Origin of the sequence: Solibacillus sp. FSL W7-1436 (genome assembly GCF_038007305.1) — a bacterium.
GTDB lineage: Bacteria > Bacillota > Bacilli > Bacillales_A > Planococcaceae > Solibacillus.
In genome coordinates this window covers 2,973,170-2,985,322 of the sequence record NZ_JBBOWV010000001.1, presented here as the reverse complement: position 1 = coordinate 2,985,322, position 12,153 = coordinate 2,973,170, and the positions used below count along the sequence as shown (strand labels likewise).

The 12,153-nt window shown below is 40.9% G+C and carries 11 protein-coding genes and 2 pseudogenes; 5 read left to right on the top strand and 8 right to left on the bottom strand.

Annotated elements, in window-relative coordinates; genetic code table 11:
* Positions 1-10 precede the first annotated feature (10 nt).
* The 5 genes and pseudogenes from MKX73_RS14635 (at position 11) to MKX73_RS14615 (ending at position 4,000) form a co-directional block, all read left to right on the top strand.
* Positions 11-337 carry a ribonucleotide reductase stimulatory protein gene (locus MKX73_RS14635; protein ID WP_340718074.1) on the top strand — a complete coding sequence of 109 codons (327 nt, stop codon included), beginning with the start codon at positions 11-13 and terminating at the stop codon, positions 335-337.
* A pseudogene (locus tag MKX73_RS14630) lies at positions 334-1,044 on the top strand (ribonucleotide reductase N-terminal alpha domain-containing protein); the annotation flags it as partial. The gene MKX73_RS14635 and the pseudogene MKX73_RS14630, both read left to right, overlap by 4 nt.
* Positions 1,045-1,370: 326 nt before the next feature.
* Positions 1,371-2,756: a ribonucleoside-diphosphate reductase subunit alpha gene (locus tag MKX73_RS14625; protein WP_340718073.1), complete on the top strand. Its 1,386-nt coding sequence runs from the start codon at positions 1,371-1,373 to the stop codon at positions 2,754-2,756.
* Positions 2,744-3,325 (top strand): annotated as a pseudogene (locus MKX73_RS14620) (ribonucleotide-diphosphate reductase subunit beta); the annotation flags it as partial. The gene MKX73_RS14625 and the pseudogene MKX73_RS14620, both read left to right, overlap by 13 nt.
* A 291-nt stretch (positions 3,326-3,616) precedes the next feature.
* Positions 3,617-4,000: a ribonucleotide-diphosphate reductase subunit beta gene (locus MKX73_RS14615; RefSeq protein ID WP_254865327.1), complete on the top strand. Its 384-nt coding sequence runs from the start codon at positions 3,617-3,619 to the stop codon at positions 3,998-4,000.
* Positions 4,001-4,311: 311 nt separating this feature from the next.
* Here MKX73_RS14615 and istB read toward each other — a convergent pair whose 3' ends face one another.
* The 8 genes from istB to MKX73_RS14575 all read right to left on the bottom strand — a co-directional run bounded on the left by istB (position 4,312) and on the right by MKX73_RS14575 (position 12,097).
* Positions 4,312-5,070 carry an IS21-like element helper ATPase IstB gene (gene istB, locus MKX73_RS14610; protein WP_340717333.1) on the bottom strand — a complete coding sequence of 253 codons (759 nt, stop codon included), beginning with the start codon at positions 5,068-5,070 and terminating at the stop codon, positions 4,312-4,314.
* A complete protein-coding gene (gene istA, locus MKX73_RS14605; RefSeq protein WP_340717332.1) occupies positions 5,067-6,614 on the bottom strand; it encodes an IS21 family transposase in 1,548 nt (515 codons plus the stop codon). Before istA ends, istB begins: the two co-directional genes overlap by 4 nt.
* A 245-nt stretch (positions 6,615-6,859) precedes the next feature.
* Positions 6,860-7,576 carry an NAD(P)/FAD-dependent oxidoreductase gene (locus MKX73_RS14600; RefSeq protein WP_340718072.1) on the bottom strand — a complete coding sequence of 239 codons (717 nt, stop codon included), beginning with the start codon at positions 7,574-7,576 and terminating at the stop codon, positions 6,860-6,862.
* A 15-nt stretch (positions 7,577-7,591) separates the two neighbouring features.
* Positions 7,592-8,155, bottom strand: coding sequence for a histidine phosphatase family protein (locus tag MKX73_RS14595; RefSeq protein ID WP_340718071.1), 564 nt, complete (start codon positions 8,153-8,155; stop codon positions 7,592-7,594).
* On the bottom strand, positions 8,139-9,206 hold the full coding sequence (locus tag MKX73_RS14590; protein WP_340718070.1) for a pyridoxal phosphate-dependent aminotransferase: 1,068 nt from the start codon (positions 9,204-9,206) through the stop codon (positions 8,139-8,141). The genes MKX73_RS14595 and MKX73_RS14590 overlap by 17 nt, the downstream gene beginning before the upstream one ends.
* Positions 9,181-10,131, bottom strand: coding sequence for an adenosylcobinamide-phosphate synthase CbiB (cbiB, locus tag MKX73_RS14585; protein WP_340718069.1), 951 nt, complete (start codon positions 10,129-10,131; stop codon positions 9,181-9,183). The genes MKX73_RS14590 and cbiB overlap by 26 nt, the downstream gene beginning before the upstream one ends.
* 84 nt (positions 10,132-10,215) lie before the next feature.
* Positions 10,216-11,409, bottom strand: coding sequence for a CbiX/SirB N-terminal domain-containing protein (locus MKX73_RS14580; protein ID WP_340718068.1), 1,194 nt, complete (start codon positions 11,407-11,409; stop codon positions 10,216-10,218).
* The gene (locus MKX73_RS14575) at positions 11,360-12,097 is read right to left on the bottom strand and encodes a sulfite reductase (RefSeq protein WP_340718067.1); all 738 of its coding nucleotides are present in this window, start codon (positions 12,095-12,097) and stop codon (positions 11,360-11,362) included. Before MKX73_RS14575 ends, MKX73_RS14580 begins: the two co-directional genes overlap by 50 nt.
* Positions 12,098-12,153 lie beyond the last annotated feature (56 nt).

Genomic DNA, 12,153 nt, shown 5'->3' with positions numbered 1-12,153 from the left:
ACGATACATCATGCAAAAACTCGGCTTACCCGCTAAGGATCTGACCGAAGTGGTGAAAATCGATGAACCGTATCTTTTATTTACGTATACGGATGGATTAGGCTCTGTCCCCCCTATCGTCGACCAGTTCATGACTGCGAACTTTGAATTATGCAAAGGAATCATCGTAAGCGGAAACCGTAATTTCGGTCATGATTTTTTCGGCCGTGCTGGCGACCTTTTAGCTGCAAAATACGGAATTCCGTTAATTGAAAAAGTGGAAATGCGAGGAACTCCGGCTAATTACGAAGCGATTACAGATTACTATTACTCCATTTGGAAAGAGGCATCGATATGAAACAGTATTTAAAATTAAATAACGATATATTAAACCGTTACCGTGCTACCGGTGAACTGGATTTGGCGAAAGACAAAGAAGCAACACGCCGCTATTTTCTGGAAGACGTCAATGTCCGTTTGCGCTACTTTATAGATATAGAGGAAAAAGTACGTTATTTAGTTGATGAAGGCTATTACGAAAAAGAGTTTTTAGACTTGTACTCGATGAACTTTATTAAACGTATGTACAAAAAAGCCTATTCCTACAAGTTCCGGTTCCCTTCCTTCATGAGTGCTTCGAAGTTTTATGAAAGCTATGCGATGAAAAGCCGTGACGGAAAAGAGATTCTGGAAAAGTACGAGGATCGGATCGTCATCATCGCCCTTTATTTAGCACAAGGTGATGAGACGTTGGCGGAAAAAGCCATTGAAGCGGTTATGACTGCCTACCAGCCGGCAACCCCAACTGCTTTAAACAGCGGGAAAAGTGCGCGCGGTGAGCTTGTCTCATGCTTTAAACTGACGATGGATGACACGATGAATTCGATCGCCGAGAACATCGGTTACTGTCTGGAGCTTTCCCGCTTAGGAGGCGGTGTCGGAGTAAACTTGACCGATCTTCGGCCATTAGGTGATCCGATTAAAGGGATCTTAAATCGTGCGAGCGGGGTTATGCCCGTTGCGAAACTGCTGGAGAATTCGTTCTCGTATTCGAATCAATTGGGTTAATAATTGGCCCAATTAAAACGCGGTCAATTGCGGGAACATCTGAGTATATCAAGGTAGGATTCTACAGAGTAATCTAGTAGCGAACCCTAAAAATCCAAGATTGCAGAAAATCCGCAGCCAAGCAACCCAGTAAGGTTGAAGGTTCAACGACTAAGAGATTATTTTAGTAATATTTTAATCCGAACCGCGCCTTTGCCAATATAGTTGATGTTTCACAATTGTTAACTTTTTTGGCAAAGTGAAGATATAGTCTGATCTCTATGGCGACATAGAGAGCTAGGCAGAAATGACCTAGCCCCACTTCATTAAAGTGGAGTAACAAAATGCAACGTAACGGCTCCGGCGTCGTATTTTTAAATATTTTTCATGGTGATATCGAAAGCTTTATTTCAAGTAAGAAACCAAATTCCGACGATAAAATCCGTTTAGCTACACTATCTACAGGCATTATTCTTCCGGATATTTTCTTTGAATTGATGCGCCGCGATAAAGATATCGTTTTGTTCAGTTCTTATGATATTTATAAAGAGTACGGGAAACGCATGTCGGAAATTTCGATTACGGAAATGTACTATGAGCTATTGGATAATCCGAACATCCGTAAACTGAAACGATTAAATGCACGGAAATTATATACGGAAATCAAAAAAGCGCAATTTGAATCGGGTTATCCGTTCGAGATATTTGATGATAATGTTAATAACGCTCATCCATTAAAGGAAATCGGTCGTGTGAAGATGTCCAATCTCTGTACCGAAATTCTTCAGTACCAACAAACAAGTGTAGTTACCGATCAAAATGAGCCGAATGAATATGGCCTCGATGTTTCATGTAACCTAGGTTCGATCGACATTCATGAAGCAACGAAAGTTCAGGATTTCGGTCAACTTGTCGATACAGCAATGCGTCTTTTGACGAATGTTTCAACTATGACAGATATCGTCAACGTTCCTTCTGTATCTAAAGCGAACAAAGTAATGCACTCTGTTGGATTAGGTGTTATGAACTTGCATGGACACCTCGTACAAAGCGGAATCCGTTATGGTTCAAAAGAGTCCATCGAATTTATCGATGCATTTATGGAAGCATTGAACTATTACTCGTTAAAAGCATCAATGGAAATTGCCAAGGAAAAGAACGAAACATTTTACCGATTTGAGGAAAGTGATTATGCGAGCGGTGTTTACTTTGAAAGCTATATAAACAAAGAAGAAATAGAACTTACACCTGAAGTGATAAAAGCACTTGGGGCTACACCAATTATTACTCAAAATATGTGGCACCAGTTGAAGTCTGACATATTGGAGCATGGGTTATTCCACTCCTACAGATTGGCGATTGCTCCGACAGGCAGTATCTCCTACATTCGCAGTTGCACGGCTTCCATCTCCCCTGTTACGGAACGTGTGGAAGTACGTGACTATGCGGACAGCCGTACAATTTATCCGATGCCATTTTTAACAAATGACAATGAGGAACTTTATACCGAAGCCTATGATGTAAATCCGTATGAACTGATCGACCTTTACGCAGCCGTGCAAAAGCATGTCGACCAGGGGATTTCCATGACACTATACGTGACGGACCAGTGGAACACAGAACAATTGGCAAAAGCCTATATTTACGCGTGGACAAAAGGCATTAAGACCGTTTATTACGTACGCCAACGTTTACTAACAATTGAGGAGTGTGTCGCATGTCAAATTTAACGTATAAAGCGGTCAACTGGAATACCCCTACAAGTGAGCTCGCTCGCATTTTTTGGGACCAGCAATGGAAACAAATATGGTTCCCCGAAGAAATTGCAGTCAGTAAAGACGTCAAACAATGGAAGGAATTCGAACATCAGGATACATACAAAAAAGTGTTCGGCGGCCTGACATTGCTTGATACGGTACAAACGAACATCGGCATGAATGAAATCGCCAAGTACACGCCCGATTTCCAGGAGAAAGCGGTGTTAACCGTCTTCGGATCGTTTGAAGCAATCCATGCAAAATCTTATTCTTATATTTTTACAACATTATGCACAAACACGGAAATTGACGAAGTTTTCGAATGGGTGCAAAAAAATGAGTTTCTTCAATATAAAGCAAATCGCATTGGCGAAGTATACACCGATATAAAAGAAGATGACCCGGAAAGCTTATGGAAGGCAATGTTCGCTTCAGTTATGCTGGAAAGCTTCTTATTCTATTCCGGCTTCTTCTACCCTCTTTATTTAGGAGGACAAGGTGTACTGCGAAACAGTGCGGAAGTGATTAGCTTAATCTTGCGTTAATATCGTGGCGCAAGTAAAACTCTTTGAATTCAGGGGATATCCTAACGTTAAGTCGAGGACAATCCTGAGCCAAGATTGATAGTTAAGAGATTGAAAACTATCAATAAGGTGCAACGGTCATCGAAAGCACATGTTTTTTACATGGAAGCGAGTAGAGTAGGATACAAGTCAATTATGGTATCCGAAGCGGAGAGATATAGCAAAAGCTATATATGATATGATCTGATCTTATAAGAAATTATAAGCTGCAAATCGCAGAAGTAAGAATGACGAACTTACTTGAACAACATGGACGAATCAATTCACGGAGTAGCGGTCGGCTTTTTCGCGCAGAACATTTTCAAAACGTTTTCAGCGGAAAAACAGCAGGAGCTAACTTTGTGGGGCTATGAATATTTACTCGATTTATATCAAAATGAAATGAAGTATACCGATGATTTATATGCAGAAACGGGTCTTTCCCCTGAAGTGAAAAAATACGTGCGCTACAATGCGAATAAAGCACTTATGAACTTGGGGCTCGACACGATGTTCCCTGACGAGGAAGTGAACCCTATTGTGATGAACGGAATTTCCAATACTGGGTCAACCTATGATTTCTTCAGCCAAAAAGGAGCAACTTATGCGGTGGCTAAAGTGGCCCCTATTACGGACGATACATTTAAATTCTAAAAAAGAAACGCTATACCAAATATCCGGTATAGCGTTTCTTCCTATTTAATATGCTTCTTTCACCCATTCTTTAAAAATCGGGTCATGTGTTGAAACTATCGGTTGGTAATTGGCCCCTTCGTGTATATATTGAAAGGCAGCATTAACTGCCTGAATACTGCGGAGCGTTTAAGCCAGCAGTGCGGAACTTTATACCAGTGAATGCGGAGTTTTGAGCCACCGAGTGCGGACGATTAAGCCACTCGTTAAAAATAAGAGGGAAACAACCACTACTAGTAGTGATTTGTTTCCCTCTTTCATGCTATGGAGGACTAGCGCTTGATGGGCTTTAGTCCATGACGTTCGCGCATCGATACTTCGCCATCAATTAAAATGTGGTAGGAATCATGGACGATGCGGTCTAAAATGGCATCTGCGATTTGGGCATGGCCAAGTTTGTCGTACCAGCCTTCCGGCGCAAATTGAGAACAGAAGATCGTAGAAGCTCGTTTTAGACGGGCTTCTACGATTTCAAAGACATTTAAAACTTGTTCTTCTGTGAGTTCTGTTAAGAGCCATTCATCAATGATTAATAAATCGATTTTTTTATAGTGTTGAATGAGCTTTCGATAGCTGCCATCTGCTTCATATTTAGCTACAGCTAATTCATCAAGTAGCTCAGGTAGGCGAATATATTTTACTTTATGGAATTGACGGCAGGCATGAATGCCGAATGCATTCGCTATATAGCTTTTTCCGTTGCCTGAAGCGCCCATTAAAATGATATTGTGGTGATTTTGAATATAGTTTCCTGTGGCTAGTTCTAAGATGAGTTTTTTATCTAAATGGCGATCTGAGTGGTATTCAATATCTTCAATGGCAGCCGATGGCTCATTGAATGTTGCTTGTTTAATTAAACGAGCAAGTTTGTTGGATTTGCGGCGATCGTATTCGGTATCCGTTAAGAGACTGAAAAGTTCATCAAAGTCCATCTCACGATAAGACTGATTTCGACTCATTTCTTGATAAAGTTCGGCCATTGCGCTTAAGCCCATTTCTGAAAGCTTACGTAACGTTTCTTGTTTACTCATTTTTTCTCCCTCCCAAAGTAAGCAGCTCCACGTGTAAAACCATGATTTTCGGTTGAAGCTGTAGTTGATTTTTTGGGTTTATTTTTGGCTTTAGACGTTTGTTTGGTTCTTTCTAATAGTCCCTTTAAAACCGTATTGGATGGGTTAGATGAGATTTCAAGCAACGTAGTAATCGCTTGTTCAAGTTCTTCAACTGCGTATTTTTTCGTGAGATTTTGTAGCGTATTTAAAATTTGAAGTGCCTTTTTCTCTACATGATTTTCTAAAATATACGCGACATACTTTTCTGTACATGGACCGATGGTTGCTGCCCATTTTGAGCTGTTTTCTGGATTATGCTCCACATATGAACGATGATGGTCAGGCATATGGTCGATGTTTGTGGAATATTGTCCAACGTTGCCTTTTAATCGTTTATGGGATGCAATTCTAGTTTCTTTAAAGTACACTTCAATTAGATCTGTTGTTAAGCGAATATCTACCGATTCACGGGCGTATTCGTAAGGGACGGAATAATACATGCGTTCAACTTGGATGTGGTAGTTCAGTTGAACCTTGGCGGTTTTCCATTCCGTCATCTTAAAGCGTGTTGGAGGAAGTTGTTGGAGAGTGCTTTTCTCTTCTTCCTCAAATACGCTTTTTCGTGTTCCAGGACGTTTTTGAAAATCGGTGGTGTTGATTTCTTCAAGTTTTTCAACGATATGTTGATTCAGTTCATTGATGTGAAAACACTGTATGTTGCGTAAAGCAGCGATAATTTGCCGTGAGGCATGTCCCACACTACCTTCGGCACTTGGTTTATCTTTTGGCTTTTGTACGCGACTTGGCACAATGACCGTGCGATAATGATCAGCCAGCTCACGATAAGCTTCATTTAGAACTGATTCTTCGCGCTTTGCTTTAATCACACCTGTTTTTAAATTATCTGGCACAAGTGTCTCTGTAACCCCTCCAAAGTAATCAAAGGCGTGGATATGTGCTGTCAACCAGTTGGCGGATGTCATATCTAGAAACGCTTCTACATACATCATTTGGCTGTAAGGTAAGGCAGCCACAAAAACATAGGCAGTTAAGTCCTCTCCTGTTGCACGATCTTGAATTGAAAGCGTTGCGCCTGCCCAATCTACTTCCAAAATTTCACCTGGTTTGCGTTTTAAAGGCATGGTTAATTTAAATTTTCGCGCATAATGACCGTACTTTTCAGCGAATGTACGATAAGCATAAGGGATTTTTTTAGCCTCCTTTGCGGCTATTGCGTACTCATGATGTAACAATTTAAGCGTGACGTGCTTTTTCTGCAGCTCCTTGTGTACATACTCCCAATCCACTGGACAGTAACCTTTTTCAATTGGCTGTTTCTCTGGGTAGAGATACTCTTCAAGCCACACATTTGTCATCGTATCGTTCAATGAGGTGACGTTTAGCTTTGCGGCACGTTGGATGACATCGGATACGGTATTGCGAGCGTGTCCGGTACTAGCGCTAATTGTACGTTGGCTAATTTGGTCGAAGGAAAGAGCTAATATCTTTCGGTAATCAATCATAAAAAATCCTCCTGTTCTGAAGTGTCATACCTGTTGGTATGCTCCTTCATTATACAGGAGGTTTAAGGGAATATATGTAAGTGGCTCAAAGTTTCCGCATTCGGTGGCTCAATTGTCCGCATTGAGTGGCTTAAAGTTCCGCACTGGTGGTCTTTTTGCTCCGCAATAATCAACTACCTGCATGGCATCATGTGTTGCACCTTGTATAAGTTTCAGTTTACCTTGCTCATAGCGGGCATCCCCTGCTACAAAATATCCGCAAAACTCGTTAAACCATTATCTCTTTGCTTTATGCGCCCTTTAAAATCAATCGTACGTTTCTTTGAACCAATATGGCAAAAGACAGCCACATAAGCCCGGTCATTAAAATCTGCGAAATCATAAACCGGAATGTTATTGTTGGCAAGTCCATCCATTAAAATAGACTGTAAATTCAGCTCTTGGTCGGTATATAATGTAACCGCATTTCCATAACCCATCAACTGAATTGCCCAATCCGCTGCCATCGGTGTATGTCCGATTACTGCAATTGGTCCATCATATTGTTTGAAAGCTGGCGGGTCATACTGTATTTTTTCCGAGATGTGCGCATGTTCGATTCTTTTTACTTCACTAAATCCATTGCCGGTTGCCGCAATGACAGTTTTAGCTAGAATCGTTTGCTTAGATGTCGTTACATAAAACAATTCGTCAATCTTTTCAATTTCCTCAACAATTTCTCCAAGGAACACATTAGCTTTACTTACTTTTAATTGTTCAATCAGCGCTTTTTTATAATTCTGTGCCAAAATCCCAAACTGACCGGGAATATCGTAAATCTCATAGTTTAAAAATAAATTCAGTCTTCCCCCCAGTTCATGATTGCCTTCAATTAATACCGTGTTCAACCTTCTAGATGCACTATAAAATGTACTGAACATTCCGGCGGGACCACCGCCGATTACACAAACATCGTAGATCATCGTTCTCCCCCATTATTACTGTACGAAAATATCTTTATGTACTTGTTCGCTATTCCCTTCTATCGAAAAACAAGCAGCACCATTCAACAAATAACTCCATAGCTTGTCGTATGGCTGTTTATGGAGCGCGGACATCAAACAGGCAATGGCAACACCGTGAGAAACGACAGCGATTCTTTCATACGGTAACTGTAATAAATACTGGTGAAATGCGATCATTCGGTTCGTTACGTCTTGAAAAGATTCCTGTGTCGTATTGATAAATATTTCAGGTGAATTCATGTAGCAACAATACTGTTCATCCTGTTGAAGTTCCTTAATGTAGCTGCCTTGCCAATGCCCTAAGTTGATTTCACGCAAATTTTTATTTTTATGAATGATATGGTCAGGAAACATGAGATGTGCTGTTTTTACTGCCCGAGTGAGATCACTGGAAAATACGATTTCCGGATTCCATGAAACGGACATTGCCTGTTCCATTCCTTTTGCCGTTAATTCCGAGTCGAGCCATCCTTGCAGCCGCCCTTCTTTATTCCAGACAGTTTCTCCATGACGGTAGTAGTTAATGATTTTTGACATAATTCGTTAGTTCATCCTTGCACTTTGTCCAGATTTCTTCACTTTTGACAGCGATTCGAAACCATTTACCGTCAAGACCGGCATAGTTTCTTGTATGGCGCAAAACGATTCCCCGCTCCAATAAATATTTAAACATTTCATCCGGATTATATTGTTCCTGAAATTGAAACAGCAAAAAATTTGCTGCACTGTCTGATACTTTACAACCAAGTAATTGTAAGTCCGCCACCATCTGACTGCGTAATTTGCTGCTTGTTTTACGGGATTCCATTACAAAATCCTTGTCGTGTAAACAGAGACAGCCGATTTCATTTGCGATGGCGCTTACATTCCAGTGGGGCAAGTAATTTCGTAGTTTTTCCGCGTTTTGTCCGATGACATAACCAAGACGAATGCCAGCCAGCGCGTACATTTTCGTCATGGAACGTACGACAAATAAATTAGGATAAGTGTTCACTAATGAAACGACACTCTCCGATTCATCGGTCCAGTCCATGAACGCTTCATCGACAACAAAATTACAATGCGGAAATTTTTTTATCAACTGTTCAATCCAATGTTTTTTCAGTAATACGCCTGTAGGATTATTCGGATTGCAAATATAACAAGCATGGACCTGTTTCAGCTGTTTTTCCAGCAATTCATTGTTAAACCGATAGTGACAAAAATCCTCTGCCAAAATAGAATGAATGACACAATCCTGCTGTTTTAATGTTCTTGCATACTCCGAAAATGTTGGCTGTAACAGAGCAATGTCCTTTCCTTTGAAATACTGCGCCAAAGCCATTAAACATTCTGCTGCACCGTTTGTCACAACAACGTGTTGGACTGCCACTTTGTGAAATTCTGCCGCTTTAGAACGAAATGGTTCGGCTTGTTCATTCGGATATCCGGCAATTTTTACAAAAAGGTTCGGCCACTCTTCCTCTACTTGCTTCGGTACCCCCAGATAATTGACATTTTCACTAACATCGATTACCTGCTCCGGCATTTTTACATTCATCGCTTTATACAACGCAGCTGCATTAGCTCCATGCGCAGGCAATTGCATACATTATTCCCCCTGTTATCACAACACACCATGTACATACATACATGTGCTGGATCGCTTTTTTAATATGTATTCTTTGCATCGTTTCATATGGTTCACCCATATAAGCTCTAAATGATTCCACCCCGCCATAACGGTTATACCCGCCTAAACGGATTCCTAACTGAACGGCAGTAGCAGCTTCCAAATATCCGCTGTTCGGGCTTGGATGTTTTTTTGCATCTTTTAGCCAGTTTTTAAAGCGGTGTTTTAGCGGCTGTTTCATTTCACACTTCGTAAATAGAAGTAGGAACCACCCGGAAATTCTGCTGGGCAAATAATTCGCAACATCATCCAATTTAGCAGCAGCATATCCAAACTCCCCATAGCGTTCATTTTTATACCCGATCATCGAATCCAGCGTATTAATCGCTTTATAGCACCATGCACCGGTTGCCCCGAAACATAACGCGTACATGAGCGGTGCAGTCACGCCGTCACTCGTATTTTCCGAAACTGTTTCGATGACACCTCGTACAATTTCGGGTTCATCCAAATGTTTCGTATCACGGCCCACAATCCAGCTTAAATAGTTCCTTGCGTCGGGTAAATCGTTCGCTTCCAAGGAATCGTAAACGAGTATCGCTGCTTCTTTTAACGACTTCTGTGCCAGGGCTAAACTAATCAAAAAGATTTCGACCGCCAGCCAAAGCATAAAATGAACTTTCATTGCGAGAATAACAACTAAAAACACTGTTCCCGTTGTAATACTTACCGTGAGAAAAACTGTCAGCAAGCCTTTTATCCGTCGTTTACCGCCATGATTCCATTTCCTTTCGAAAAAAGTAATCATGTTGCCGATATAAATGACGGGGTGCGTCCATTTTTTCGGATCCCCAACAATGCAATCGATGAGCACTGCGGTTACACAAATAATAAAATACATCGTGTCCCTCGCTCCTTTATTCAATTAATATAAAATGAAAATTCCAGAGCATAATTGATGCTCTGGATAAATTGTAGCATTTCATTAATGATGGTGGTGTTCATATCCATGTTCTTCTGCATATTTGCGGAAATTCTCTAAATCGGTCATACCTGTAGAAGTACCGTCCAGTGCCTGTTCCATGCGCTCCAACAATACTTTCTTCAAATTCGGATGGTAGCCGAAATAATTTGCAAGTAAAAAATCGACATCTTCATATTGCTCTGTAAACTGCTGGACCATTTTAGCCATTCGTTCCATCAACACCCCTGTAAACAAGAAGTATGGAAGCATCACAATTTTTTTGGCACCGAGTCTGATACAGCGTTCAACCCCTTGTTCTACTGATGGAGTCGTTACGCCCATAAATGCACTTTCTACTATAGGAACGTCTAGTTTTTCCCACAATAAACGGGTAATTTTATAGAAATCGCCATTTGCATATGGATCACTGCCGCCGCGAGCAATAAGTAAAATAGCTGTGTCGTCATGTTTTTCATCAGGATTGAAGCCTACTTCTGTTAATCGCGACTTAAGAATTTCGAAAATTTCTTCATGAATCCCAATTGTTTGACCATATGTAAAGCGAACATCCGGAAAATGCTCTCTTGCATGTTCGATTTCGGCCGGGATGTGCATTTTTGAGTGTCCTGCGTGTAATAAGATGATGGGAATTACATGGACTTCATCCGCGCCTCTTTCAACACATAGCTGAATCCCATCTTCTATATTCGGTGAAGCAAATTCCAGAAAACAAGTTTCAACTAGTAGCGCTGGATCAATATACGTTTTCGTCTGCTCGACAAACTGACGTACTTCCTCATTTCCAGCCTCTAATCTACTACCATGCCCGACAAATAATACTGCTTTTTTCAATGGTCCTCTTCCTTTTTTATATTTATCGATTCCTTTAATCCGATTTTCATGACGGATTCTTTCCCCGTGTTCCACCGAATAAATAATGGATGATTCTTCAGCGGTATCCTGCACAATGGCCCGTGAGGTTTCCTCGTTTTGAACGGAATACCATGTTCCTTTCGGATAATCGATGACAACGCATTTATCTTTACACCGCCCATTACATCGGGTACGCGACGTATGAATCATTTCATCCAGGCGATTTTTGCGAATTTCATCCCGGATTTGCTTTGTTACTTCTTCCGCACCGGCACTCATGCAAGTCGCCCCATTACAAATTAACAGATGGCGCTGCATTTGGTTTAAATTCCAAGTTGTCATAGAGTCCTCCTTTTTGTAGTTGATCAAAGTAAGTTTTATTTTTGTCCACGAATGCGGCAAACTTATCTATTGATGACGAATTGTACTTCTCTAATATATTTTTCACAACATCAATCACTATGTTTTCCGGTACTTTTTTTAACAATAGTTGCCCGGAACTGGCACGTCTCCCCATTGGAATCGCGCCCCCGTAAACGTCCACTTTGCCATTATGAAAAATGAGTGCCAGGTCATCCTGGACCGCATTATAGCATGCTTTTGTACATGCATTAAAACCGATGCGAACTCTGTTTTTTAACGGCATTTGTTCAACTTGTTCCAGCAAGTCCTTTGCAAGTGGTAAACCGTCTAACAAATCCCCATCACAAAAGTCACAACATTTAAATAATGCACTTGGTGTTTGGGATGCCACATACAAATTCACTTCCGTTAATTTTTCCATCGCCTGCTCCACATTTGAACGATGAACAGTAACGATAAAACTATGGCCGGCAGAATATTTTACAGCGCCTGATTCTTCAAGATTCGCTAATACAATCAGCTGATCACTTGATAAGTGTTTGTTTATTAACCCGGGCCGTACAATTAATGCGATATAGTCATCCATTGCTTTTAACTTTGCATAAGTCTTGTTCGGCATCGGCAGCTGCAACGCCTTCTCGAAATTTTTCTTAGCATATTCCTGCATATATAAACCGCCCCCATTCATCAATTACACTTATTGTGACTAGTTAATACCCTTTG